Genomic DNA, 24,009 nt, shown 5'->3' with positions numbered 1-24,009 from the left:
TCAATTGATGTTGTTTAAATGGTTTGAAAATCGTATCAACCCGTTTCCCGAGGAAGAGCCAACGCAACCGCCGAAAGGCTTTTTTGCGTTTTGTTGGCACTTTACTAAAGGCTCAACGCCCTATTTACTGATGACTGCGCTCTTTATGGCTGGAATAGCCATCGCAGAAGTTTGGCTTTTCGGTTTTTTAGGGCAAATTGTCGATTGGCTGTCACAGCAAGATCGCGAAACAATTTTTCAAGATCAGTTCATACCTTTAGTGTGGATGAGCGCACTCGTCCTTATCGGACTACCCTTGTTGGTTTGGGTGCACTCCATGCTGACTCACCAAACACTGCTCGGCAACTTTCCTATGCGCATTCGTTGGCAGGGACATCGTTATTTAATGAAGCAGTCGATGAGCTATTATCAGGATGAGTTTGCTGGCCGCGTCGCAACCAAGCTGATGCAAACCTCGTTAGCTGTCAGACAATGTATCATGTCGTTTATTGAGATCATTAACTACGTAGTGGTCTATTTTATTGGCATGTTCTTTATTATTGGTTCCGCCGATTGGCGTCTCATGTTACCACTCGCAATTTGGCTCGTACTTTATGGGATCTTGTTGCGCTATTATGTTCCAAAACTGGGAAAGGTTTCCGCTTTACAAGCAGATGCACGCTCGGTGATGACGGGGCGTATTGTCGATTCCTACACCAATATCCAAACCGTCAAACTGTTCTCCCATGCACAACGTGAAGCACGGTTTGCTAAAGAGGGGATGAGCGAGTTTTTAACCACCGTCCATGCGCAAATGCGCCTCGTCACGCAACTCTACGGCTTTCTATATTTTATCAACTGTGGACTATTATTCGGCTCTGCTGCGACCGCCATCGTCCTGTGGAGAGGCGACTGGGTCACCTTGGGTGCCGTGGCGGTTGTCATTGGTTTAGTACTGCGCTTGTTCGGTATGTCACAAATGGTCATGTGGCAACTATCAACGCTGTTCGAGAGCATCGGCACCGTACAAGATGGTATTGGCTCACTCGCCGTTCCCCAGCGTATTGTTGATAAACCCGATGCCAAACCGTTAAACGTACCGCACGGTAACATTCGGTTTAACCATGTCAGCTTTCACTATGGAAAAGGCTCCGGTGTAATGGAAGATTTCAATCTAGACATTAAACCGGGTGAAAAAATTGGCGTTGTCGGTCGCTCGGGGGCGGGCAAGTCGACGTTGGTTAACTTATTACTGCGTTTTTACGATGTAGAAAAAGGTGCCATTACGATTGATGGTCAAGATATTAGCCAAGTACAGCAAGACACGCTGCGCGCTAATATTGGTATGGTCACGCAAGATACATCTCTACTGCATCGCTCCGTGCGCGACAATATCCTCTATGGCCGTCCCGACGCCACCGAAGAAGAGCTGTTACTCGCGGTAAAACGCGCGCATTGCAATGAGTTCATCGACCAACTTGAGGACTCAAAAGGACGACGGGGACTCGAGGCGCATGTTGGTGAACGCGGCGTTAAGCTCTCGGGTGGACAGCGTCAACGTATTGCCATAGCGCGGGTAATGCTCAAAGACGCGCCGTTACTTATTTTAGATGAAGCAACATCAGCGCTCGACTCTGAGGTTGAAAATGCTATTCAAGATAACTTGTATCAACTGATGCAAGGTAAGACCGTCATTGCTATCGCGCATCGTTTATCCACTATCGCTGCGATGGATAAACTGATCGTGATGGATAAAGGTCAGATTATTGAGCAAGGTAGTCACGAGCAGCTACTTGAGCAAGATGGCCTCTACGCTAAACTCTGGCGTCACCAGTCAGGTGGCTTTCTACCTGAGACACTTGATGAAGAGGCCACTCAATATTAAAAGCGCTCTCAATGGGTTGCGGTTTTGCAAAGCGGAAGCCTTGCATGACACCGCAGCCCATCTGAGTTATTAACTGTTCTTCTTCTACGGTCTCTACACCTTCAGCAACCACTTCCATATTAAGCTCTTTAGCAAGCTGCATAGAAGAGCGAATAACCGCTTGCGCAGAGTTATCTTTGACGGCGTCCTGAACAAAGGAACGATCGAGCTTAAGCTCTTCAAACGGTGTGTGCTTCAACCGATAAAGCGATGAGTACCCTGTTCCAAAATCATCAATGGAGAGACGGAAACCCGCTAGATGTAAACGTGCTAAAACCTCTAAAACATTAATTCGATCATGAGCTAAGCGAGACTCTGTTACTTCAATCACGATACGAGACGGAGAGACATTATATTCACGCAGCAGGTCGATCAGCATGTCCGGCAGGTGACGATCGCTAAGGCTCTCGATACTGAAGTTGACCGAAACGCTGACCTGCTCATCAAAGGCGTGAAACTGTTTAAAGTCGCTCAAGACAGTCTTTAAAAAGGTCAAACTCAGCTCACTGATAATACCAAACCGCTCAGCAACAGGAATAAACGTAGCTGGCGATAAAACCTGATCAGTTTTTTTATCGCGCCAGCGCGCCAAAGATTCAAAGCCAACCACCCGATTATCCTTCACATCAACCTTAGGTTGATAATAAGGGACCAATGCACCACTTCGAATGCCTTTGATAATCTGATTTGCTGATAACGAATATATAGAGTGAGGCTGTGGTGCAGGTTCATTAATCGGTCGCGCCATTAGCATGCGGACCACCTGATTGGGCGTAACGGGCTTGGTTAATCCCCCTAGAACTGAGTAGCCAAGTGAGCGAGCCAATTGCTGAACAACATCCAGCACTCGACTATCGTTGCCGCTGATAAATCCAATATCGCCTTCATAATGGGTTTCTGTTAAAAACCGTACAAATTGAAGACCATCCATATCCGACAAACGGAGGTCACATAAAATTAGGTCAGGGTGTTTGCTGTGTTCAACTTCATGCAACACCTCAAACCCGCTTTCAAATCGCGTGACCGATGTAATACCTTGTTTAACTAAAATGCTCGAAAGGTGTTCCGCGGTAACCGCATCGTCCTCAAGAATTAATACATGCTGGTAATTTGAGTTCATAACTGATTGTTCCGCAGCTTTATCGAAGTGCGCCCTGCTGACTAATTGAGTCTTTAGTTTTACATTAATCACTCAAAAACGGATTAAGCCCTTAAAAAATTAGTTCACTTTTGCGGTTTCAACTTTGGCAAACTTTATCTTCAAGTCGAGCAAACGTTGTTTACCACGAAGACTTAAGTCAGTGATGAACTTAAATTGCTGTCGCGGATCAACAGGGTATGCTTTCAAGCGATATCGTGTGCCCCACGGTTCATCGCTTACAGTGACCACGACAGGTTTGTGAATTTGTAGATAAGGGCTCGTTAATGCTATTTGCTCCAATGCCTCCTTTACCATCACCCCGTTAGATTCCGGGGTCAAAAAGAACTCTGTAACACACATCAACGACGGTCCACCGTTATTGGCATTGAGCACCGCATGTTGCCAAATTTTCTCGTGTGGCATCGCGACCACCGTATCATCGGGCGTGACCAACTCGACGGTACGCAATCCTATGTGGGTCACCTCACCATAAACGCCGTCAATGGTCACCCAGTCACCGGGGCGATAAGGCATTTCGTGAATCGCAACGACTCCCGCTATCAAGCTCGACACATAATCTTTAATCGCAAAGCCAATAGCTAACCCAAGCGCTCCCAAGGCTGCGACCATATTTTTTAGCGTCGGCTCTATAAAAATCGGCACAAGCATAACTAACGCGACGATTACGACAACTAAGCGAATCAAAGGAATCAGCGCCAGCGTGTACAAGCGCTGTTTGCTATGAAGTAAGTTCGCTAGACGAGGCAGTAATCGCTGACTCAAAAATACAATAAGCCACGCGATTAGGATGATCGTAACAACTTGCAGAGCTGCATTTGAATCAACCGTCTTAAACAAGTCGGAAATTTTTTCTGTGTCCATAAAATCCTGCACCTAACACGATGTCCAATTAAAGTCGCGTTGCGCTAAAAACTGCTTAGCGGCTGGGTAACCGAGTTCAGTGACCGACCACTGATCATCCTGATACCTCACAATTCCGTGACTACGCAATAAGTTTAGACTGTGCTCAATAAGGTGGGGCGCAATACTGTTGAGCACTTCTCCTAACAAAAACGTGCTAAGCCCACCATGTAAAAGTAGTGCATAAATGACAAACGTTGATGTTTCTCCATGAACGGTTGGCACCTGAGGCATTTCAAGTACAATTTCAGTTTGTTCAGCCGAGACAGCAAAAGCGTTACGATAAGCCGCCGCAATGCCCGGGTGACCCTCACTCACCGCAACGAGACGCTTAGCATGCGCTCGACTCACAGCGATGCGACTGGTCACCATAGACTCAGTATCGAAAGGTCGTAACGTTAACGCCTGACGATTGAGCCCGCCATGAGTCTTCTCTAAGTAGTAATATAACCAGCTACCACAAATGACAAGCCCCGGTGATTGAGGCGTCTGAAGCGTTTTTCTCAAAAAGTTTTGCAACCAACGTATACCAAGAGGATGCCGAACAAAACCGTGCGATAAATCGTCCACCACCCAGGGTTCAGACGGTATATTTAACTCATCAACCGAACTTGAAGTCAGTAATGAGTCACGCTGAGGCATTGATACGGGTTGCCAGCCGTTTTGATTAGCCCATTTTCGTATCACACTCCAAGCTGGAGATGCCGGTGCGAGTACTAGCCAAGTAACACGTGGATCATCTTGATTCTGCTGGTCCAATAGCGTGTTTAGCGAATCCAGTAAAGGTTGCTCATCAAACTTAAATTCGACGCCTTTCGGTTCCTCCTCTGCCGAGTTTGCGGTGGATACTTCGACGCGGCTCGGCCTGAGTGTTTGCAGCATCTTCTGCCACCAACGCTTTGCCAACATCGTTGTCGGCACACTGGGCGTTTCGTATTCGTTGAGTTCAATCCATCGCCAAAGGTTTTTGTCCACAGCTGTACTCGTTAGTTCATCTTAGTTTCATTTAAAAGGGTTGGTTGCCAAGATGCAATTTTTTTCTTTCTCTACTTGAATTAGCTTACGCCTGTCCCTATTTAGAAATTAAGGGTGAGGTCTCAAAGAGAGTCACCCTCAGCAAAGGCGACAACGATTTGTGCCTTTTTATTGAAAATTAAAATGTTATTGCTTCTAAGGAGAATGACTATGGCTACTATAGATTTAAGTCCTCTGTATCGCAGCAGCGTAGGTTTTGATCGTATGGCATCACTACTCGACGCAGCACTTCGTTCTGACACCAGTGCGAGCGGTTACCCTCCATACAACATTGAGCGTGTGGCAGATAATCAATATGCGATCACTATCGCAGTCGCGGGCTTCGAAGATGACGATTTAGAAATCGAAGTCGAGAACGGTGTACTACGTGTTACTGGCAAGAAAGCAGAAGAAAACGAACAACGTGAGTATCTGCATCGAGGTATCGCAAACCGAGCATTCGAGCGTAAATTCAGCCTTGCAGAACACGTCGAAGTAACGGGTGCAGCACTTAAGAATGGGTTGTTAACTATTGGGTTAGTAAAACGCATTCCTGAAGCGATGAAACCTAAGCGTATCGATATTGGTAGTTCGCCAAAAGAACTACTCGAGAATCGAGTTAAAAGCGAAAGCTAGTCTATTTTGTTTTCCCTGGGCAAAATAGTACAAGTTGAACAGAGGGCAGCATAAGGCTGCCCTTTTTCTTTGCATCATTACCAGCACGTCGGCTTACCGCAGGCAAAGCCTTGTAAGTAGTCAACCTGAGCTTTCGTTAACAACGCTCGCGTTTCATCATTTTCTACTCCGACTGCGGTCACTTCAATTTTATTAATTTGCGCTAAACGGATGCAGCTGTTTACCAACTCAGCATCAGTCGGGTCTAGCAACATATTTTGAACCCAAAATCGATTCACTTTTATCTGAGTCAGAGGTAAATACTTGAGCAAACGAAAGCTATTGAAGCCAGTACCAAACTGATCGATAGCCGTACCAAAACCTAAGTGATTTAACTCCTTGAATAGGCGATACGTTTCCTCAAATCGATCGTTTGCGATAGGTTCCGCAACTTCAAACATCAACTGCTTGGGTTGAATATTCGAGTGCGCTACCATCGACTCAATGAAGTTTATAAAGTCTGCATCCTCTAAGCTCTGCTGTGATAAATTCACATGACAACGCCAAGTACGTGTTGCTTCAAAGGGTTGTTCTTCGAAACGTTCTATAAGCTCTCGAAACAGCCAACGATCCGCCTTTCCCATAATCCCCGCTTGTACCGCGGCGTTTAGAAACTGCTGCGGAGCAATTGCTTCATCGGGCTCGAGTGCATCGTCATTGGGTAATCGCAACAAGATTTCATAACAGTGTTTATCCTGCTCAAGTGATGCGCTTAATATGGGCTGCCGAAATACTTGCCAGTCTTGGTTGACTAATGCACTACGAAGCCGATCTTCCCAACGCCGCTCTTCACTTGTCTGCAGCCGGCGATGATCATCCGCTGTAGCACTGTACACTTTAAAATCACCCAACTGCTGAGCAATTTTTTCTGCATCGTGCGCCTGTCGGATGAGCCGTTCTGCTATACTCAAGTTCGCATCTTTAGCAACGGCCATGCCCGCGTTTGCAGTGAACTGAAAAACGCGACCCTCGGTGCTATACCTAAACTCCCGTACAATTTGCACAAGCTGATAGCAAAGCGCGAAGACCGCTTGCTCGTCATCCGGTCCGAGAATAGCAATACCATTCACTGGGTAACGCGCAAGCCGCATTGTTTGCGGAGTTTTCTTCTTCATTTGCAGAATAAGTTGTAATAATGCCTGATCTCGATGTTGTCCTCCAACCTGATCACAGAGCACGTCGAAGCCTTTAATATCGATCAACATCACCGTACATGGCTTTTGCTTGTCGAGCTTCGCCTGGAAAATTCGCTTAAACTCTTCAAAGTTAAGCAAGCCTGTTAACGAGTCATGTTTGGCCAAATAGTTGAGTTGCATTTCTGCATCGATTTGCTTGGATACATCCATCACGTGGCCCAAACCATCTGGATAGATGGATACCGAAAACCAACGCCGTTGACCACTAATTAACGTGATATTCACCAACTGTTGCCAGTGCTCACTGCGACCTGGCTCGCGCCAGCTTAAAGCAGCTTCACCGAAAAGCTCTTCAGCACTGGGCCAATGTTGCACCAACATGCTTTTATTTGAACATCCCAGCATAGAAAGAAAAGGCTTGTTGGCACGGATCCACTGCATCTTTCTATCCAGCTCAAACCAACCCTCTGAGCTACGCTGCTGAAACAGTCGCATACGTCTGCGAATAGTTAGATTCGCCGCTTTTAAACGATGAACTTTGTGGGCAAGTTGCTCGGATATACGCTCGAAGTTGGCAATCAATAACGCCAAGAGTGTTGCTGTCATCGCACAATATACGACAATGGTATTCTGACCAACCCAGGTTGAAGACATTCGCGGCCATGTTATCAGTAAGCTGAGAACGGTTAGCACAGTGAGTAGGGAGGCTTCCCAAAAGACGCGGTTGCGCGCGCGGCTCGATGTAATAAAGAACATCGCTAATAGGGCGGTAAGCATCAACGCTGAATTTTGCGCCGCCAGCCACCAAGCGCTCCTTAGTATAGGAGCCCATGGCTGCAATACCGCACTAACGATGAACACTAAGGTAATCAACTTTAAGCCGCGTACAATTTGCGATTGACGCGCTAGCCGACTAAATAACTCAACACATGCCCACCCCAGAACAACCAATAACCATTGTTGCGAGTAGGGCATTAATAGTTGTGCAATACTGGGCTTTAACGGCGAGAAATAGGTGATCCAAAGACCACTGTGCAATAACACGACGAGTATGAGAGTGACGCAAACACACGCAATACTCAGCTGAAGACGTCTCCGATTGCCTCGAGTCATACTAAATGCTGCAACAGCAATCAATACCATCAATCCCACATTAATACCCAATGCAGTTTGTTTTTGTTGCAGATGGAGCTGTAATGAGCCGGGATTCCAAAGCTGTATTGGATTGACATATTCGGGAGGGGTTTCGACAGAGACGAGCAAACGTACTGTAGTGCGAGCCGGCACTTCTATGGGTAACATCATTTGTTGTGCAAGGTACGGACGCTGAATCAGGCCATCTTTAAAGCGAACATCAGCCGAATCAATAACTTCTTCATTCCGATTTATCACAAATACTTGTGCGTATTTGACGTAAGAACCGCCAAGATCAACGACAAAAGCCTGATTGATAGCACTGCGATTGTAGAGCGTTGCCAACCCCCATACCGTTGTGTCGTTGTTGGCTTGCGCGCTTTGTTTTAGCGCTTCGAAAGACTGCCAGTATCGGGCACGATTAATATCGAGCTGCTGTAGAGACGTATTCGCTGGCAACACGCGAAATGTCATGTGCTGCGAAAGAAGCAGACGGTCGGTTTGCGCCGAAACAGTAACGATATCGCTCGCTGAAGCGTGGCTACCTATTAACATCAGAGCCCATATCACCAATAAAAAGCCGCTCTGCCTAGCGAATTTCATGATATTACAATTTCCTGACTTGTGCTTCGATCCATTGCTCTGTTCCCTCAAGTGGCACTAACCACGCAGCATCGCACAATGACGAGTAATGCAATAACCAATGTTTGCCGTCAATCGCAAGACGCCAGCTCCATAAGTCTGCACTGCATTCTCGTTCCTTAATCGTTGCATTTATACGTTGAGTTACCAAGGTTAACCACGCATTAATTTCCTGGTCGGTATCATCTTTCGGAAGCCTCGGTAGTGTGACGGTCTCATCCATCCAATACATCCTTTTCCGAACTGAGTGTAAGAAATGACTCTATCTCATCAATGAACGTCTCGCCATAACGCTCCAATTTGACCTGACCAACACCACTAATCACCAACATTTCTGGAGCTGAAGTTGGATATTTCTGACACATTTCTACCAAACTATTATCATTAAATACAACAAACGGCGGAACGCCCTCCCGATCGGCGATGTCTTTACGCAATTTCCTTAAACGTCTAAACAGCACTTTATTGTAGTCACCTCGGTCAGTGATTTTGCTTTGACCCGACGTCAAATTAAGACGAGGCTTAGCCAGTTCAAGCGTACTTTCGCCGCGCAGTATGGGACGCGCTTCTGCTGTTAACTGCAGGGCTGCATGTCGGCGGATATCTTGTACCAAAAAGCCACGGTGAATCAACTGACGGAGTATCGAATACCAGTATTCATGTGTCTGATCACGACCCAACCCATAAGTACTGAGCTCGTGGTGTTGGTGTTCAAGTACCTTTTGATTTTTTGAGCCGCGCAACACTTCGACTACATGAGAAATACCAAACTGCTGACCAACCCGATAAACGCAACTTAATGCTTTTTGTGCATCTTCAAGCGCGTCAAAACGCGTTGGCGGATCGAGACACAAGTCACAGTTACCACATTCTTTTTCAGAAAACTCATTAAAATAATTGAGCAGTACTAAACGCCGACAAGTTTGGGCTTCTGCCATCGCTTGCATTGCAGAAAACTTTTGACGTTCTACGATCCCCCGATGCTCATTATCATGCTCATCTAGAATGCGCCGTATCCATTGCGCATCACTTGGGTCGTATAATAATAGTGCTTCCGCTGGCAAACCATCACGGCCAGCTCGGCCGGTTTCCTGATAATAGGACTCAATGCTACGCGGAATATCAAAGTGAATGACATAACGGATGTTGGGTTTGTTGATACCCATACCAAAGGCGACTGTCGCGACCACCACATCCAAGTCGTCGCGTAAAAACTGTCTTAATGTTGTCTCTTTCAGTTCACTCGCGAGACCTGCGTGATAAGGTGCTGCTCGAACGCCTGCATCTTGTAGGCTCTCGGCAATGTCTTCGGTCTTCTTTCGACTACCACAATAAATGATACCTGCTGCGCCTTTCTGCTTGCGTACGTAGTCTTTGACCTGCTTAAAAGGCTTATACTTATCTTGCACGACATAGCGAATATTCGGTCGGTCAAAGGAGCTACGGTGACAATAGGGTTGTCTTAGTCCCAACCGTTCGATGATATCTTGTTGCGTTGCCGCATCCGCCGTAGCAGTCAAAGCCATAAAAGGAACATTAGGTAATACGTGACGTAGCTGACCTAGTTGACCGTACTCGGGTCGAAAGTCATGCCCCCACTGACTGATACAATGCGCTTCGTCGATCGCAATAAACTGAGGTTGGTATGTTTGCAAACGCTCAATAAACGCAGCTTGCAACGCTCTCTCCGGACTTACGTAGAGTAAAGATACGTCGCCATTTTGTAAGCGTCTTAATACGTTTAAGGCTTGTTCAGAAGATAGACCCGAGTGCAACGCCTCAGCCGCAACACCCATTGCCTGTAATGCCTCGACCTGATCTTGCATCAATGACAACAACGGTGAAATAACGACCGTCAGCCCAGGTTGATGAATTGCGGGTAACTGATAGCAAAGTGACTTTCCACCGCCTGTTGGCATCAACACAAGTGTGTCTCGCCCTTCAAGCAGTTGCTGGATGACAGCTTCTTGACCCGCTCTAAATTGGGTATACCCAAAAACGTTGGCTAGCGTCTGCTGCAAGCTAGATGTTGTCGGCTGAGCTTCACTTAACGTCATAATAAAATCGGCTAGCTGTTATTGACTTAATGATTCGCATCACTCTATTGTAAGCGTCCTAGCCTCTTTGCACCATGATAAATAATGAATACCCAAGAAATTCTCACACGCGTATCTGCTTTTATGAACGAACAAGTACCTTTTCAAAAGTTACTTGGCTTTGAAATTACCGAGTTCACACCCGAGCGCGGCCAAGTGAAGTTTCGTTGGCAAGATCCACTCATGGGTAATGTTCCACAACGCATGTTACACGGCGGTGTAACCGCAACCGCCCTTGATACTGCCGGAGGGTTGGTCGCTATCGCCGGCATGATTGAACGTTTACAGGAGCCTTCAGAGCATTACCTGATGGAACGGTTGAGTCGGTGTGGCACAATTGATCTTCGCGTCGACTACCTGCGTCCCGGTCGGGGTAAAGAATTTATTGCAAATGCATCGATAATCCGTTCAGGCAACAAGGTTGCCGTGGCGCGAATGGAACTTCATAATGAAGACGGTACGCATATCGCCTTTGGTACAGGCACTTATCTCGTCGGATAATCACTAGGTAACATCATGACCGAAGATGCTGTTCGAGCGCGTCAGGGCGTTTTCTTCGCGCTGGCCGCCTATTCATTTTGGGGTTTCGCACCCATCTATTTTAAATCAGTCCAACAAGTGCCGGCGTTCGAAATCCTGGCACATCGAATTATTTGGGCGTTTATATTAGTTTTTATCCTCATCGTAGGCTTAAAACGACTGAATCGTTTAAAGCCGATTATCCGTTCACCAAAAATGATGTTTCGTCTTACCGTCGCCACCTGTCTATTGGGGGGTAACTGGTTTCTATTTATATGGGCGGTTAATGCGAATCATATGTTAGATGCAAGTTTGGGTTACTACATTAACCCACTGCTCAATGTCGCCATTGGCATGGCTTTTTTCCAAGAGAAGATGAGACGGTTACAACTATTTGCTATTGGGTTAGCCATTGTTGGTGTGGGAATACAAGTCGTTACATTTGGCTCAGTGCCTTGGGTGGCGCTCGCTTTAGCGAGCAGCTTTGCGATCTATGGCGCGATAAGAAAGCGTTTGCCTGTCGATTCGATTTCGGGTCTATGGTTAGAGACGACATTGCTTGTGCCGGTCATGTTGGGATATTTACTGTTTTTCGCAGACTCACCCAGTGCTGATATGACAGCCAACTCATGGCAACTTAACGTGTTGCTGATGGCCGCAGGGTTAGTTACGACGATACCGCTCCTTTGCTTTACGGCGGCTGCGCAACGCATTCGCTACGCAACACTCGGTTTTTTCCAATATATCGCACCGAGTCTGATGTTTATTCTTGCCGTGAACTTGTATGACGAACCGTTAGCAGAGAGTAAGCTCATTACTTTTGTGATTATTTGGAGTGCGTTGGCGCTATACACCTTTGACTCGGTGATACAGCGCCAGCGAAACCGCCGTCTAAAAAAGTCAGCGGTACAGGAGCCGATTAGTTAAGCGTTGCTTCCATCGTGATTTCTGCATTGAGAAGTTTGCTGATAGGACAGCCTTTCTTGGCTTCTTCAGCGAGCTTCTCGAACTCGTCCTGCCCAATGCCGTCAATATCGGCTTGCACTGTTAAGTGAATCTTATCCACTTTGAAACCACCGTCAGCTTCAACTAAGCTCACTTCAGCTTTTGCATCAATCGAGTTAGGCTCATAACCGGCCTCGCCTAGCATCAGCGAAAAAGCCATCGCGTAACAGCCTGAATGAGCTGCGCCGATCAACTCTTCAGGGTTAGTACCTTTGCCTGATTCAAAGCGGCTTTTGAACGAATACTGTGTTTCATCCAAGATGCCACTTTGAGTTGATACAACACCTGAACCTTCTTTGATACTTCCTTTCCAAACTGCGTTTGCACTGCGTTTCATAATAACTTCCTCATTAATGAGAGTGTATTATGGCTTACGCGCATAACGCGAATGTCGATCAACTAACTGATAGATGGTTCAAGTTTGGCATAAGCAACCACAAGCCACTTAGTCCCTACTTGATCGAAATTTATTTGGATACGGCTTTGCGGACCTGTGCCTTCATAATTGAGCACGGTTCCATCACCGAACTTCGCATGACGCACGCGCTGTCCCAACGAAAATCCAGTTTGCTCAAAGGCCTCATGACTTGCACCGGTATTGAAGCGTCCATAACTTGTCGGCTTTTGTACCTGAGTTTGCAAGCGCACTTCATGCAGAGCATCTGCTGGCATCTCGCTAATAAAGCGACTCACTTTGTGGAAAAAGTCTTGTCCATAAATACGCCGCTGTTCGGCGTATGTGATAACTAACTTTTGCATCGCTCGTGTCATACCGACATAGCACAACCGACGCTCTTCTTCTAAGCGTCCTGGTTCGTCCATCGACTGCTGCGAAGGAAATACGCCTTCCTCGACGCCAGTCATAAAGACCATCGGAAATTCGAGCCCTTTCGCACTGTGTAGCGTCATCAGCTGAACCGCATCTTGGTATTCATCGGCTTGCTCTTCACCCGCTTCCAACGCCGCGTGCGCTAAAAAGGCATTAAGGGGTGTAAGGTCTTCTTCAGTCTCGTCTTGAGTAAAGTTTTCGCAGGCACTAACTAACTCTTTCAAGTTCTCAACTCGTGTTTCCGCTTTCTCACCTTTTTCGGCCTCGTACATTGCTAACAAGCCTGAGCGCGAGATTACTTCGTTACTTAAACGACCCAGAGTAAAATCTTCCGTTTCATCGTCAGTGGTATTGATAAGTTCGATAAAGCTCGCCACGGCATTGCGCGCTCGACCCGCCAATTGCTTTTCATCTACAAGCTGGGTCGCCGCCTGCCAGAGAGACTTCTTCTGCTCTCGAGCCGTCTGCCGGATGATGTCTAAAGTGCGATTACCAATCCCGCGCGTCGGTGTATTAATGACACGCTCAATCGCCGCATCATCATCACGATTACTAACTAAACGTAAATAAGCGAGTGCATCTTTGATTTCTTGCCGTTCGAAGAATCGCAAGCCTCCATAAATGCGGTAAGGAAGACGCGCATGCAGTAGCGCTTCTTCAAGCACACGTGACTGCGCATTGCTGCGATACAACAGCGCTACGTCCTGTAAGGCACCACCTTGATCGCGCCATTCCTCAATGCGACCCACGATATAGCGTGCCTCGTCCATTTCATTAAACGCAGCATAGAGGCTAATAGGCTCGCCCTCATTGCCTTCTGTCCAAAGATCTTTGCCAAGTCTGTCTGAATTATTTGCGATCACTGAGTTCGCGGCACGCAATATATTTCCGGTCGAACGATAATTTTGCTCGAGGCGAATAGTCATAGCTGCAGGGTAATCGTCTAAAAACTGCTGAATATTCTCAACCCGAGCACCGCGCCAACCATAAATTGACTGGTCATCATCGCCGACAATGGTGACGATATTATCTTGCCCAGAAAGCAAACGAATCCAAGCATACTGAATCGAGTTAGTATCCTGAAACTCGTCTACGAGGATATGGCGGAAGCGTTTTTGGTAATGTTCCCGCACGGTTTTGTTATCACGCAGTAGCTCATGCGCACGCAAAAGCAGCTCGGCAAAATCAACTAGACCGGCACGGTCACAACTCTCTTGGTATGCCTCGTAAATCTGTTTTAAGGTTTGTTCGGTGGGATCAAAGGTTTCAATATGCTGTGCTCTTAAACCTTCGTCTTTTTTACCATTGATATACCATTGCGCTTGTTTTGCTGGCCAACGCTTTTCATCCAAATTCATTGACTTAATTAAGCGCTTAACCAAACGTTGTTGATCGTCACTATCCAATATTTGGAAGTTTTGCGGTAAGCCTACATCCATATAGTGCGCTCGCAACAGACGATGGGCGAGACCATGGAACGTACCTATCCACATATTTCTGACCGATGAACCGAGGAGTTGCTCAACACGACCTCGCATTTCCGAGGCAGCCTTGTTAGTAAAGGTCACGGCTAAAATACTGTAAGGAGAATAACGACGTTCTTGAATCAGCCAAGCAATTCGGTGCACTAATACCCGAGTTTTACCACTCCCGGCGCCAGCCAATACCAGCATAGGCCGATCATCAGCGCTTACCGCCGTGGCTTGCTTCTCATTTAAACCGGAAATTAACGGGTGCGTGCTCATGCATGACTCCTTGGCTAACTGAATGAGGCTCAGTGTAATGATCCAATACTGTATAAGCAACCAGTTATCTTAAAGGAGTAATGCGCTAAGTTCCTGTAAGTCATCAATGGTCACCGTTGGCAATACGCGCAACTGGTGTGAGCGTCCTAAGCCACTGGTTAACCAAACACTTTGCATTCCAGCACGTTGAGCACCGAAAACATCCGACTGCGGCGAGTCACCAACGTGCAAAATAGCCTCGGGTGCGCAATTCATTGCCTGCTTTACGCACTCGAACATATCGCTATTGGGCTTGCCACGTAAATCATGGGTCGGTTGTAAAGCAAGTTTAAAGTAATGCCCGATGCCCACGCGCTTAACATCGGCATTGCCATTACTTACAGCCACTAAGCTATACCGAGATGCTAATTGATCGAGCAAGTCATGCACTTGTTCACTGACACTAAAGTCGCTGCGAAAGGCGAGGAATGCATCCATAATCTCATCGGTTACCGTTTCCGCATCATCGATCTCAAGTTCACGAAAGCCTTGTAGCAAAGTGGCACGACGCAGCGCAGTCATATTGTCTGCTAGGGCATCATCGCGTCGCATTAAGTCCAACCGACGCTGCCGCCAGTGCTCAATATCCCACTCTCGCGTCTCAGGCACACGTTCAGTGATGAGCGAATGGGTACGCTCCTCAGTCCGTTTAATAATCGGAACGTTGTCGTATAAAGTATCGTCTAAATCAAAACTAATGACTTTAGGCGGATGAAAGCGTCGATGGAAACGTATCATGAGGACTTCTTACCTTTAGTTGCACGAGGATGAGCCGAATCGTAAACTTCTGCCAATCGCTTAAAGTCCAAGTGAGTATAGACTTGCGTAGTCGACAGGTTCGCGTGCCCGAGTAACTCTTGTACGGCTCTTAGGTCGCCACTGGATTCCAACATGTGTGAAGCAAAAGAGTGGCGCAATTTGTGTGGATGTAAATTGCCCACCACGCCTTGCTGTTTTCCCCAAAAATTGAGCCGTTGTTGCACGGTTCGCTGACTAATACGTTGGTTACGCTGACTAATAAATAGCGCGACCTCGGGACGCATAGCCAACCAATTGGCCCGTACTTTCAGCCAACGCTGTATCGCTTTTATAGCGACCTTACCCACAGGGACAATTCGTGTTTTGCTTCCTTTACCGACAACGCGCAGCTGTCCATAGCGAAGGTCGATACTATCCATATCTAAGCTCACTAACTCAGCTAAACGTAAGCCGCTCGAGTAAAGCAATTCCATCATCGCGGAGTCTCGGATCGCTAATTCATCATCGAGGGGAAGTTCCAATAAATGTGAAATACTATCGACATCAAGGTTTTTAGGTAGCCTTTTAGGGATCTTAGGTGCCTTTAGGCCACTGAGGGGATCATCATTTAAATGTTGATAGTCAAGCATGTACTGCACAAAGGTTCGCCATGCAGATAGTTTAAGCGCAATTGAACGTTCGCCGAGACCATCTCGGCGCCACCCCACAAGTAGTCGTTCAAAAATCGAGCGAGTCAATTGATGGGCATGCTCGACACCTTGTCGGTCGAGCTGCTCAATATCGATCCCCGTCAGGCGTTGATAGTTTTTAATCGTCAGCTGAGCTAACCCACGCTCGCCTTCAAGTTGTTGCAACCAACGATGCTGAATCTCATGCAGCTTCATGATCAACGAGCAAGCGAGGCAATAAGGCGCTTAACAAGGCTTGTAATTGATTAATTAACAAAGGATCCATTGCTGGCTCAAAGTGGTCCGCTTGGCTACTGCCGACCGCAAACATGCCGACTTCACCTTGATCACCGAGTGACATCAGCGCGACCGAATGAACCGCTTCATCTTGAAACAACAGCTTGCGTTCTTGTTCAGTTAAGCGTCCAAGATAGATGGGACTCTCCTCAAAGCGCTTACTCAATAACTGACGGTGAGTATCTGCCGCAAACACTAGTTGATCGCTGACTTCGATGGGGCTATCGAATACTTTCAACGTTAGGGCCGATAAACCTAAATCATCTTCAAATGTGTCACTTAAAGCATCGAGCGCCTGCTGTAGAGTTCGGCAATTTAGTAATTGAACATATAATTTACTATAGGCTTTAAAAATGGCCTCGTTTCGCCTTGCATTAATCATTAATTCGGTTATTTCTTCTTCCAACTGATTAACGCGCTCACGTAGCTTCTGTTGTTGACGTTCGACTAACGATACCGAGCCTTTACGTTCGTGAGAAACTGACAGACGACTGAGTAAATCATCATGTCGTTCGAAAAAGTCGGGATTTTGTTCCAAATAGGCTCGAATAAGGGTGTCATCAATGACAGGTGTATCAAGCGCTTGTTTGTTATCGTTCATATCACCATTTGTCCATCAAAAATAAGTGTTGCAGGTCCTGTCATTTTTACCGACTGACCCGCCTGCCAACGAATAGTCAACTCGCCACCGGGCAGCGCAACTTTAACTTGGCGCTCCAGTTTGTCTTGCTGCATTCCAATGACCGCGGCGGCACAAGCTCCGCTACCACAAGCTTGAGTCTCACCGACACCACGTTCAAACACACGTAATTTTATCTGCTGACGCGAGACAATCTGCATAAAGCCCACATTGACGCTTTCAGGGAAGCGCTCATGCTGAGCAATTTTTTCACCTAATGACGCGACCGGAGCGGTATTTACATCGTCAGTTTCGATAACGCAGTGTGGATTTCCAAGCCCCATTACACCACACAACACGGTCTCATCGGCGACTCTCAATACATAGGTATGCTCGGGTTTCTGAGCTTTAAAAGGGACACTGGCTGGCTCAAACATGGGCTCACCCATTTCGACCGTTACTTGGCCATCCTTTTCTATATGCAAAACCATCGTGCCGGCTTTGGTACTCACTTTTAGGTGATTTTTATTTGATAAACCTTTCGCTTTAACAAATTTAGCAAAGCATCGCGCCCCATTACCGCATTGTGCGACCTCGCTTCCATCAGCATTAAAAATGCGATAGTGAAAATCGAGATCAGGGTCATATGGCGGCTCGACCAATAGCAGTTGATCGAACCCGATACCACGGTGCCTGTCTGCCCACTGCTTGATTTGCTCAGGATTCACATAAAAGTTCTGTGTGACATTATCGATGACAACAAAGTCATTACCTAATCCGTGCATTTTTGAGAACTGCAGTAACATCATTCTACTCCTCAGCGATAAGCCGCTCACCGCGGATCAGATCATCGAATGTTTCACGCTCACGTATTAACCATGCTCGGTCGTTTTCAACCAAGACTTCAGCAGGTCGTACACGCGTATTGTAATTTGACGCCATAGTAAACCCATAAGCCCCCGCGTGCTTTATAGCAATAAGGTCATCGGCGTTTACATTGAGATGGCGCGCATGGCCCAAAAAGCAACCTGTTTCACAAACAGGACCCACAACATCTACGATGCCATCCGCAACCCCGGTCAACTCACGTACAGGCACAATATCGTGCCATGCTTGATAAAGCGAAGGACGCATCAGGTCGTTCATTCCCGCATCGACTAACACAAACTGTTTGTCATCTGAGCGCTTTATGTATTCAACTTTACTAATCAACACGCCAGCGTCCCCAACGATTGCACGTCCTGGTTCCAACATTAACGTGAGCTTAGGATAGTCGTGAGCTAGATCAATAACACCTTGAAGATAATTTTCTAAATCGAGGGTTGCGTGGCCTTCATAATCGACACCGAAACCTCCCCCTAAATCAAGGTGTGAAAGCTCAATTGCCTCTTCTTGCAGTCTTTCTAAGAGCTTAAACATACGCTTTGCTGCATCTAAAAAAGGCGCATCAGACATAATTTGTGAACCAATATGGCAATCTGCACCTAACAACTCGATATGGTTAAGCGTATGAGCTCTACGAAAAACTGCCATAGCATCATTTATGGCTATCCCAAACTTATTAGCTTTTAAACCTGTCGAGATATAAGGGTGTGTTTTAGCGTCAACATCGGGATTGACGCGCAGAGACACGGGAGCACGTGTTTTTAGCGCCCGAGCAACTTGCTCAATCCGCTCTAGCTCTGCTGCAGACTCAACGTTAAAACATGCAATGCCTTTTTCGAGTGCGAAACGAATCTCTGCTTCTGACTTGGCGACGCCCGAAAATACCACCTGATTAGCGGATCCACCGGCTGCTAACACACGCTTGAGCTCGCCTCCTGAAACAATATCAAACCATGCACCCTGTTGAGCAAGTAGTTGCAATATAGCCAAGTTGCTGTTCGCCTTAACCGCATAGCACAACTTATGCTGACTCGGCCAAAACGCACGAAACTTTTGCCAATTCGCTAAAATTTGGTTTTTTGAGTAAACATAAAGTGGCGTACCAAATTGCTCAGCTAACGCTGAAAGGTTGGTAGACTCTATATGAAGCTGTCCCGCTTTATAACTTAACTGACTCATCGGCGTTACTTGGTTGTTGTGGTTGTGGTTGCTGTTGGTTTTTTTCAGGCATTGGCGCTGGTTGCAGAGGTCCTTTTTGACCACAAGCGGCTAGGGCGCATACACTGGAGAAAACGATACACAGTTGAATCAATGGCTTGGTTACATTTCGCTTAAACATCGCTAAACTATATCTTTATATTGAATATGCTCGTGGCGCCTATCATCGCACCACCAAAGCGAAATGTCATTAAGTAGTAAGGGGTAGACATGTCAAAGACGGTAAGAATTGCTACGCGCAAAAGTAAACTCGCCATGTGGCAGGCGGAACATATACAAGCTCGTTTAGCGTCGCTCTATCCAGAGCTCACAATTGAGCTTGTACCCATGTCGACGCGCGGCGATATTATCCTCGATACACCTTTAGCTAAAATTGGCGGTAAGGGCTTATTCGTAAAGGAACTTGAAGCAGCGATGTTAGAAGGCAGAGCCGACCTCGCGGTACATTCTATGAAAGATCTTCCGGTTGAGTTCCCTCCTGGACTAGAGCTGCACACTATCTGCGAGAGCGAAGACCCTCGCGATGCCTTTGTCTCTAACCACTACCAGTCATTGAATGAATTGCCAGAAGGCGCTGTTGTTGGAACCTGCAGTCTGCGCCGTCGTTGCCAGGTTAAAGAGCGTTTTCCACATTTAATAATCAACGATCTACGCGGCAATGTTCAAACGCGCTTACGCAAACTGGATGAAGGTCAGTTTGATGCGATTATTCTAGCTGCTTCAGGTCTTATCCGATTAGAGCTCGGTGAACGTATTACATCATTTATCCCCGTTGAAGATTCATTGCCAGCTAATGGCCAAGGCGTATTAGGTATTGAAGTACGTAGCGATGATGACGAGATAAAAGCGCTGCTCGAACCACTGCAGTGCTCTACGACACGTTATCGCGTATTAGCCGAGCGTGCGATGAATCGTCGACTTCAAGGCGGCTGCCAAGTACCTATTGGTGCGTTTGCAGTGGTGGATGGTGATCGCCTCAGTTTACGAGGCTTGGTCGGCGATCCAGACGGTGTCGAGGTCATCCGAGAAGAAATCCAAGGTCCTGTCGAACAAGCCGAGGCGCTGGGTATCGAACTCGCGGAGAAGCTACTCGCACGGGGTGCAGGAGAAATTTTGAAGGCGGTGTATGACCAGCACGACTAAGGCGCTGATATTACAACCCGATGACTCTAGACAGCGTATTATCGGTGCGTTGTCGGAGTCAGCAATTCAATTCACACAACACAGTTTTATTGATATCGAGCCTATTAGCGTAAAGCCGCTTGTAAACCCGGACTACGATGGTGTGATTTGGATAAGCAAAAATGCTGTCAAGTTTGCGGCAGACGCCGGCTTTCGTTTTCTGCCCCAAACGTCAATGTTTGCAGTGGGACCAACAACGGCTCGACTGGCTGCCAATACGTTCGGCATTTCCGCATACTGTCCGACATATAAACATGATAGTGAGTCATTACTAGCTCTGCCAGAAATAGTTAATGTCGATAATCAAAAATGGCTTATTATCAAAGGCGAGAAGGGTCGGGATTTACTATTCGATACGTTGCGAGCACGAGGCGCTACTGTCAGTAGCATTGATGTCTATCGGCGAGTAAAACGGCCATTAAATGACGAAACGCAAGTGACGCAGTGGATGAATACAGTTAATCTAATTGTAGTGACAAGCGCAGAGCAGTTAGGCTATTTTTTATCCAGCCTGCCTCGAGAAGCTGGTGGATGGCTATCCCGTTGCGATTGGATTGTTCCGAGTGAACGCTTGAGAGACCTAATTCCCTTTGTTGCAGCAGACACTATCACCGTGACTGGCAGTGCAACTGAGAGCAAGATGATTGAGGCGATAATAAAACATGGATAACGATAAGAACGAAACCCCAGAAACGGCGGCTGATTTAGCAACAGAGTCTAATCAGGCCACTTCATCAGACCCACACAAGTCGCCTAAACGATCACGCTCGCGACTTAAAAGTGCTATTTATTGGCTGTTGCTTATTTCAGTCATAGGTCTGGCTGTTTGGATTTATTTAAAGCAGCCATATAAACAATTACCATTTTGGCCGGAATCTGAAACACAGACTCAAGTAAAAGAGCCCGTCATAGAATATGCGCGTCAGGCAACCGTCGCCCGCACTCAGAAGCAACTTGAACAGCTGCAGACCGAACTGCAACAGGCGAAGCGACAGATTGAACAAAACTCAGACAACCGTGAACAAACTCAGCTCAATCGACGCCTGAACCAGATAGAACAGGAACTCAACCGGCAACAACAAACGTTGCAACAATTAGCTGATCAGCTACCTCAACAACAGGCCGAGCGTATACGTGAGTGGCGTTTATTTGAAGTCAAGCAAACCTTAGCGGCAGCGGCTCGTTCAGCGATTTTTAATGCCGACGCACAAACCGCACTTCAACTTCTTGATATTGCCAGTCAGCAATTAGCAGGTATTGAATCATCAGGAGCCTTGCAAATTCGCCAGGCAATCGAAGAGGACAAGCAAGCCTTATTGGAGTACCAACAGAGCGATGCAACGCAATGGGTCGTTGAACTTGCGGCAGCAAAACGCCAAGCCCTCTCGCTAGCAAATAAAACACCGACCCATGATTTCGCAAGTGAAAATAGACAAACCAAAGAACCGACCAATTGGCGCGAACATCTTGCTTATAACTGGCGTGCCTTTATGGATAATTTTTTCCGTATTCAAAAGTCGACTGACTCTATAGAGCCCGTTATATCAAACGAAGCCATCACCCTTAAACAGCAACAGCTCGATTTGACGCTTAGCGTTGCAGAAAATGCCGCATTAAAAGGTCAAGTTGAGCTAGCCAAAACCAAACTGAAAGAAGCGAGTGCATTAATTAGTGACATAAAAGCGGATAGTCCGGCACAACAACGCGTACTGAAGAAGCTAGCGCAATTGGAGGATGGCATTAAACAAGCCGCTGAGCTGCCCGAAGTGTCGTCTCTTTCCGTAGCAGCAAGTCAGCTAGGGGGACGTTTACAATGAAATGGTGGGTGTACGTCCTAGTTGTTTTAATTGCGGGGGCTATTTTAGGTCCGATCTCTGCTGGCAACGCAGGTTATCTGTTAATTAATTTTGCGGGCTATACGATAGAAAGCACCGTTATTGGCTTGGTTGTATTTCTAGTAATCGCGATATTAGCGTTCAGCATAGTTATTGCTGCCATTAGAGCTTTATTAGGTAAGACGCGTGCAGGAAGTCAGTGGTTCTCGCGGCGAAAAGCTAAGAAACTTAAACAGCGAGAAAGGCGAGCTATACTTGCTATGCTGAAGCACGACTACACGTCCGCATTAGTCGATTTCGAGCTTCTCTATAAACAGCAACGTTCTGAGAATTTGGCTGCGCTATTAGCGTTCACCGCAGATAGAGCAGGGGAGCCTGGCAAAGCAAAATATTGGCTCGATACTGCGGGTTCAGACTTCAAGTCGGCGGTGGGTTTTATTTCTATGCAAAGTGAAACTCAGAATAATGGCGATCATCAGCAGCTTTCAATACGCCACGTGGAGAGTCAGCTCGATCGGGGTGAGCTTCCTCCTAGTCAATGGGCTCAGACCATTGAGTTATATAAAACCGAAAAGCGCTTAGATGACTTGCAACCTCATTTGAATCAAATCCAAGAGCAAGCAAAGCTCAGCCAACAGGATTATGACCAACTCGTATTATCGGTTTACCTGCAGCATTTTATTCGTATCGCCCATAACGATGCCAAAGCACTATTTAAAGACTGGAAAAGTCTAAGCCGCACACAGCGTAGCACACCGTCTATTCGACTCGCGTACGCAAAGGCACTTAACTACTACGGACAACACGCTGCGTGCACTAAAGTCGTCAAAAAGGGCTTGGAGCGTGGTGAGCTTAATTTGAATGACTGTGTTAATGAACACGTGTTAGTCGGTACCGACCCCAACATCATTGATTGGGTACAATCTCACTTGAAGCGCAAACCTAACGACAGTCAGTATATCCGCGCACTTGCTGTGTTAGCTTTGGGGAACAAAGACTATTCGTTGGCTCAGCGAGCGTTAAAGAAACTTAGCGATTTAAATGCGTGCAATAAGGACGATTACATTAGGATGGGTGACGCATACGCTGCGCTAGGTGATAACCGCTTAGCGGCTAATGCTTATAAGCAAGCACTAACCGCTAAAGCGCGCTAATTACTGGCGGACACCTTCGATGGAAAGGTATAGCTCAACTTCTTTGGCCTCTGGGCCTAAGTTGTAATCAATGTTGTAGTCGGCCAATGTCAGGTCGACTTCACCTTCAAAACCACGGCGGAAGCCACCCCATGGATCTTCGCCTGCACCGACCTGTTCTACTTCGATAGCAATTTCTTTGGTTACACCATTCAGAGTAAAGTTGCCGTACAGCGTACCCTCATTTTCATCATCACTATCTGGGACGTAACGTGTACTGACAAAGCTTGCCTCAGGGTATTCTCCCGTGTTTAAAAAGTCGTCGCTACGGAGATGTTTATCGCGTTCCGCATGGTTGGTATCAACGCTCGCTGTATCGATTGTCACTTCAACGGAAGCATTGCCCGGATTCGCCTCGTCGTAACTAAATTTGCCTTCAAAGTCATTGAAGCGCCCTAGCAACCAGCTATAACCTAAGTGTTTAATCTTGAACTGAATAAAAGCGTGTTGACCTTCAGTATCAATGACGTAATCGTCTGCAACCGCGGGAGCTGCTAATACGCTACCTACGATGGCGGATAATGCTAAAAGTTGTGTTTTCATAACTTAGTTTC

The 24,009-nt window shown here is 46.8% G+C and carries 23 protein-coding genes; 8 read left to right on the top strand and 15 right to left on the bottom strand.

What is annotated here, in order from left to right; genetic code table 11:
- Positions 1 to 10: 10 nt before the first annotated feature.
- Complete coding sequence (locus tag AC3AP5_RS12005; protein ID WP_487327313.1) at positions 11 to 1,864, top strand: ABC transporter ATP-binding protein; 1,854 nt, start codon at positions 11 to 13, stop codon at positions 1,862 to 1,864.
- Here AC3AP5_RS12005 and AC3AP5_RS12000 read toward each other — a convergent pair.
- The 3 genes from AC3AP5_RS12000 to AC3AP5_RS11990 all read right to left on the bottom strand — a co-directional run bounded on the left by AC3AP5_RS12000 (position 1,794) and on the right by AC3AP5_RS11990 (position 4,940).
- Positions 1,794 to 3,023 (bottom strand): EAL domain-containing response regulator, encoded by a 1,230-nt coding sequence (locus tag AC3AP5_RS12000; RefSeq protein WP_272978247.1) that lies wholly within the window; start codon positions 3,021 to 3,023, stop codon positions 1,794 to 1,796. The genes AC3AP5_RS12005 and AC3AP5_RS12000 overlap by 71 nt on opposite strands.
- A 99-nt stretch (positions 3,024 to 3,122) precedes the next feature.
- Positions 3,123 to 3,926: a mechanosensitive ion channel family protein gene (locus AC3AP5_RS11995; RefSeq protein WP_487326778.1), complete on the bottom strand. Its 804-nt coding sequence runs from the start codon at positions 3,924 to 3,926 to the stop codon at positions 3,123 to 3,125.
- 12 nt (positions 3,927 to 3,938) lie between these two features.
- Positions 3,939 to 4,940, bottom strand: a complete 1,002-nt coding sequence (locus AC3AP5_RS11990) for a hypothetical protein (protein WP_487326777.1) — start codon at positions 4,938 to 4,940, stop codon at positions 3,939 to 3,941.
- Positions 4,941 to 5,150: 210 nt separating this feature from the next.
- Between AC3AP5_RS11990 and AC3AP5_RS11985 the strand changes: the two genes are divergently transcribed.
- On the top strand, positions 5,151 to 5,615 hold the full coding sequence (locus tag AC3AP5_RS11985; protein WP_006954656.1) for an Hsp20 family protein: 465 nt from the start codon (positions 5,151 to 5,153) through the stop codon (positions 5,613 to 5,615).
- A gap of 77 nt (positions 5,616 to 5,692) precedes the next feature.
- Here the strand turns inward: AC3AP5_RS11985 and AC3AP5_RS11980 are convergent, their stop codons facing one another.
- The 3 genes from AC3AP5_RS11980 to recQ are packed head-to-tail and all read right to left on the bottom strand — an operon-like array spanning position 5,693 to position 10,623.
- Positions 5,693 to 8,479 carry an EAL domain-containing protein gene (locus AC3AP5_RS11980; protein WP_487326776.1) on the bottom strand — a complete coding sequence of 929 codons (2,787 nt, stop codon included), beginning with the start codon at positions 8,477 to 8,479 and terminating at the stop codon, positions 5,693 to 5,695.
- Between the two features lie 52 nt (positions 8,480 to 8,531).
- Positions 8,532 to 8,789 (bottom strand): DUF3630 family protein, encoded by a 258-nt coding sequence (locus AC3AP5_RS11975; RefSeq protein ID WP_006954659.1) that lies wholly within the window; start codon positions 8,787 to 8,789, stop codon positions 8,532 to 8,534.
- A complete protein-coding gene (gene recQ / locus AC3AP5_RS11970) occupies positions 8,782 to 10,623 on the bottom strand; it encodes a DNA helicase RecQ (protein ID WP_487326775.1) in 1,842 nt (613 codons plus the stop codon). The genes AC3AP5_RS11975 and recQ overlap by 8 nt, the downstream gene beginning before the upstream one ends.
- Before the next feature lie 84 nt (positions 10,624 to 10,707).
- On the opposite strand from recQ, the gene AC3AP5_RS11965 reads away from it, so the two are divergent.
- Entirely contained in the window at positions 10,708 to 11,163 is a 456-nt protein-coding gene (locus AC3AP5_RS11965) for a thioesterase family protein (protein WP_006954664.1), read from the top strand.
- Between the two features lie 15 nt (positions 11,164 to 11,178).
- Positions 11,179 to 12,108 carry an EamA family transporter RarD gene (gene rarD / locus AC3AP5_RS11960; protein ID WP_006954666.1) on the top strand — a complete coding sequence of 310 codons (930 nt, stop codon included), beginning with the start codon at positions 11,179 to 11,181 and terminating at the stop codon, positions 12,106 to 12,108.
- Here rarD and AC3AP5_RS11955 read toward each other — a convergent pair.
- The 8 genes from AC3AP5_RS11955 to lptM form a co-directional block, all read right to left on the bottom strand.
- The gene (locus AC3AP5_RS11955; protein ID WP_287830352.1) at positions 12,101 to 12,523 is read right to left on the bottom strand and encodes an OsmC family protein; all 423 of its coding nucleotides are present in this window, start codon (positions 12,521 to 12,523) and stop codon (positions 12,101 to 12,103) included. The two genes, rarD and AC3AP5_RS11955, sit on opposite strands and share 8 nt — an antisense overlap.
- Positions 12,524 to 12,585: 62 nt before the next feature.
- Positions 12,586 to 14,760 (bottom strand): DNA helicase II, encoded by a 2,175-nt coding sequence (gene uvrD, locus AC3AP5_RS11950; protein WP_286682529.1) that lies wholly within the window; start codon positions 14,758 to 14,760, stop codon positions 12,586 to 12,588.
- 69 nt (positions 14,761 to 14,829) lie between these two features.
- Positions 14,830 to 15,537, bottom strand: coding sequence for an HAD-IA family hydrolase (locus tag AC3AP5_RS11945; RefSeq protein ID WP_487326774.1), 708 nt, complete (start codon positions 15,535 to 15,537; stop codon positions 14,830 to 14,832).
- Entirely contained in the window at positions 15,534 to 16,442 is a 909-nt protein-coding gene (locus tag AC3AP5_RS11940; RefSeq protein WP_487326773.1) for a tyrosine recombinase XerC, read from the bottom strand. Before AC3AP5_RS11940 ends, AC3AP5_RS11945 begins: the two co-directional genes overlap by 4 nt.
- Complete coding sequence (locus AC3AP5_RS11935) at positions 16,429 to 17,124, bottom strand: DUF484 family protein (RefSeq protein WP_006954675.1); 696 nt, start codon at positions 17,122 to 17,124, stop codon at positions 16,429 to 16,431. Before AC3AP5_RS11935 ends, AC3AP5_RS11940 begins: the two co-directional genes overlap by 14 nt.
- On the bottom strand, positions 17,121 to 17,948 hold the full coding sequence (gene dapF, locus AC3AP5_RS11930; protein ID WP_286682536.1) for a diaminopimelate epimerase: 828 nt from the start codon (positions 17,946 to 17,948) through the stop codon (positions 17,121 to 17,123). The genes AC3AP5_RS11935 and dapF overlap by 4 nt, the downstream gene beginning before the upstream one ends.
- A gap of 4 nt (positions 17,949 to 17,952) precedes the next feature.
- Positions 17,953 to 19,206 carry a diaminopimelate decarboxylase gene (lysA, locus tag AC3AP5_RS11925; RefSeq protein ID WP_487326772.1) on the bottom strand — a complete coding sequence of 418 codons (1,254 nt, stop codon included), beginning with the start codon at positions 19,204 to 19,206 and terminating at the stop codon, positions 17,953 to 17,955.
- Positions 19,187 to 19,366 carry an LPS translocon maturation chaperone LptM gene (gene lptM, locus AC3AP5_RS11920; RefSeq protein WP_006954679.1) on the bottom strand — a complete coding sequence of 60 codons (180 nt, stop codon included), beginning with the start codon at positions 19,364 to 19,366 and terminating at the stop codon, positions 19,187 to 19,189. Before lptM ends, lysA begins: the two co-directional genes overlap by 20 nt.
- Positions 19,367 to 19,455: 89 nt before the next feature.
- Here lptM and hemC point away from each other — a divergent pair, with 89 nt between their 5' ends.
- From hemC to AC3AP5_RS11900, 4 genes are read left to right on the top strand one after another with little or no spacing between them, the layout of a single operon-like run.
- A complete protein-coding gene (gene hemC, locus AC3AP5_RS11915; RefSeq protein WP_286682532.1) occupies positions 19,456 to 20,388 on the top strand; it encodes a hydroxymethylbilane synthase in 933 nt (310 codons plus the stop codon).
- Positions 20,372 to 21,097 (top strand): uroporphyrinogen-III synthase, encoded by a 726-nt coding sequence (locus tag AC3AP5_RS11910; protein ID WP_286682533.1) that lies wholly within the window; start codon positions 20,372 to 20,374, stop codon positions 21,095 to 21,097. The genes hemC and AC3AP5_RS11910 overlap by 17 nt, the downstream gene beginning before the upstream one ends.
- Positions 21,090 to 22,244: a uroporphyrinogen-III C-methyltransferase gene (locus AC3AP5_RS11905; protein WP_272977396.1), complete on the top strand. Its 1,155-nt coding sequence runs from the start codon at positions 21,090 to 21,092 to the stop codon at positions 22,242 to 22,244. The genes AC3AP5_RS11910 and AC3AP5_RS11905 overlap by 8 nt, the downstream gene beginning before the upstream one ends.
- Positions 22,241 to 23,416, top strand: coding sequence for a heme biosynthesis HemY N-terminal domain-containing protein (locus tag AC3AP5_RS11900; protein WP_006954687.1), 1,176 nt, complete (start codon positions 22,241 to 22,243; stop codon positions 23,414 to 23,416). The genes AC3AP5_RS11905 and AC3AP5_RS11900 overlap by 4 nt, the downstream gene beginning before the upstream one ends.
- Here the strand turns inward: AC3AP5_RS11900 and AC3AP5_RS11895 are convergent, their stop codons facing one another.
- A complete protein-coding gene (locus tag AC3AP5_RS11895; protein ID WP_006954690.1) occupies positions 23,417 to 23,998 on the bottom strand; it encodes a YceI family protein in 582 nt (193 codons plus the stop codon).
- Positions 23,999 to 24,009 lie beyond the last annotated feature (11 nt).

The sequence above is a fragment of the Idiomarina sp. D18 genome (genome assembly GCF_057748155.1).
This window is presented reverse-complemented; position numbering and strand designations above follow the sequence as displayed.

Bases quoted from the DNA above. Each gene is read 5' to 3' on its own strand.
- AC3AP5_RS12000 (WP_272978247.1), bottom strand. From the start codon at position 3,023: ATGAACTCAAATTACCAGCATGTATTAATTCTTGAGGACGATGCGGTT.
- AC3AP5_RS11995 (WP_487326778.1), bottom strand. From the start codon at position 3,926: ATGGACACAGAAAAAATTTCCGACTTGTTTAAGACGGTTGATTCAAAT.
- AC3AP5_RS11985 (WP_006954656.1), top strand. From the start codon at position 5,151: ATGGCTACTATAGATTTAAGTCCTCTGTATCGCAGCAGCGTAGGTTTT.
- AC3AP5_RS11980 (WP_487326776.1), bottom strand. From the start codon at position 8,479: ATGTTAATAGGTAGCCACGCTTCAGCGAGCGATATCGTTACTGTTTCG.
- AC3AP5_RS11975 (WP_006954659.1), bottom strand. From the start codon at position 8,789: ATGGATGAGACCGTCACACTACCGAGGCTTCCGAAAGATGATACCGAC.
- recQ (WP_487326775.1), bottom strand. From the start codon at position 10,623: ATGACGTTAAGTGAAGCTCAGCCGACAACATCTAGCTTGCAGCAGACG.
- AC3AP5_RS11965 (WP_006954664.1), top strand. From the start codon at position 10,708: ATGAATACCCAAGAAATTCTCACACGCGTATCTGCTTTTATGAACGAA.
- rarD (WP_006954666.1), top strand. From the start codon at position 11,179: ATGACCGAAGATGCTGTTCGAGCGCGTCAGGGCGTTTTCTTCGCGCTG.
- AC3AP5_RS11955 (WP_287830352.1), bottom strand. From the start codon at position 12,523: ATGAAACGCAGTGCAAACGCAGTTTGGAAAGGAAGTATCAAAGAAGGT.
- uvrD (WP_286682529.1), bottom strand. From the start codon at position 14,760: ATGAGCACGCACCCGTTAATTTCCGGTTTAAATGAGAAGCAAGCCACG.
- AC3AP5_RS11945 (WP_487326774.1), bottom strand. From the start codon at position 15,537: ATGATACGTTTCCATCGACGCTTTCATCCGCCTAAAGTCATTAGTTTT.
- AC3AP5_RS11940 (WP_487326773.1), bottom strand. From the start codon at position 16,442: ATGAAGCTGCATGAGATTCAGCATCGTTGGTTGCAACAACTTGAAGGC.
- AC3AP5_RS11935 (WP_006954675.1), bottom strand. From the start codon at position 17,124: ATGAACGATAACAAACAAGCGCTTGATACACCTGTCATTGATGACACC.
- dapF (WP_286682536.1), bottom strand. From the start codon at position 17,948: ATGTTACTGCAGTTCTCAAAAATGCACGGATTAGGTAATGACTTTGTT.
- lysA (WP_487326772.1), bottom strand. From the start codon at position 19,206: ATGAGTCAGTTAAGTTATAAAGCGGGACAGCTTCATATAGAGTCTACC.
- lptM (WP_006954679.1), bottom strand. From the start codon at position 19,366: ATGTTTAAGCGAAATGTAACCAAGCCATTGATTCAACTGTGTATCGTT.
- hemC (WP_286682532.1), top strand. From the start codon at position 19,456: ATGTCAAAGACGGTAAGAATTGCTACGCGCAAAAGTAAACTCGCCATG.
- AC3AP5_RS11910 (WP_286682533.1), top strand. From the start codon at position 20,372: ATGACCAGCACGACTAAGGCGCTGATATTACAACCCGATGACTCTAGA.
- AC3AP5_RS11905 (WP_272977396.1), top strand. From the start codon at position 21,090: ATGGATAACGATAAGAACGAAACCCCAGAAACGGCGGCTGATTTAGCA.
- AC3AP5_RS11900 (WP_006954687.1), top strand. From the start codon at position 22,241: ATGAAATGGTGGGTGTACGTCCTAGTTGTTTTAATTGCGGGGGCTATT.
- AC3AP5_RS11895 (WP_006954690.1), bottom strand. From the start codon at position 23,998: ATGAAAACACAACTTTTAGCATTATCCGCCATCGTAGGTAGCGTATTA.